This window comes from Nocardia abscessus NBRC 100374 (assembly GCF_000308455.1).
In the GTDB taxonomy this organism is placed as follows: domain Bacteria; phylum Actinomycetota; class Actinomycetes; order Mycobacteriales; family Mycobacteriaceae; genus Nocardia; species Nocardia abscessus.
Genome location: NZ_BAFP01000212.1, coordinates 1 through 531, shown reverse-complemented (window position 1 = coordinate 531; position 531 = coordinate 1). Strand labels below are relative to the sequence as shown.

Sequence of the window (531 nt, the reverse complement as noted above, 5' to 3'; positions counted from 1 at the left end):
GTGACCCGCCCGGCCACGGTCACCGGGATAACCCAGGAACCGGATTCTGTCACCGCGACCCTTTCGGAAGGCGAACCGATCCGCGCTCGCTATCTGCTGGCGGCGGACGGATGCACAGCCTGGCGCGGGAACAGTCCGGGATCGGATTCACCGGTGGCAGCTACGCCGAATCGTTCGTCCTCGCCGATGTCCGCCTGACCGGTGGCGTGCCCACCGATGAGGTCATCCTGTACTTTTCACCGGCTGGGCTGGTGGTGGTCGCGCCGCTGCCCGACAGTAGGTATCGGATCGTGGCCACCGTCGATGAAGCACCGCACGACCCGGATATCGCGTTCGTGCAGGGGTTGCTGGACGAACGCGGCCCGCAGGCCCACCCGGTCGTGGTCGAGGAAGTGGTGTGGGGTTCGCGCTTCCGGGTGCATCACCGCATCGCCGACGTCTTCCGTCACGGCCGGGTGCTGCTGGCCGGTGATGCCGGCCATGTGCACTCACCGGCAGGTGGTCAAGGTATGAACCTCGGTATCGAGGACG

Annotated in this window: 1 pseudogene; it reads left to right on the top strand. The window is 66.7% G+C overall.

Annotated elements, in window-relative coordinates:
- Nucleotides 1–531, top strand: a pseudogene (locus tag ON19_RS30780) (FAD-dependent monooxygenase); the annotation flags it as partial.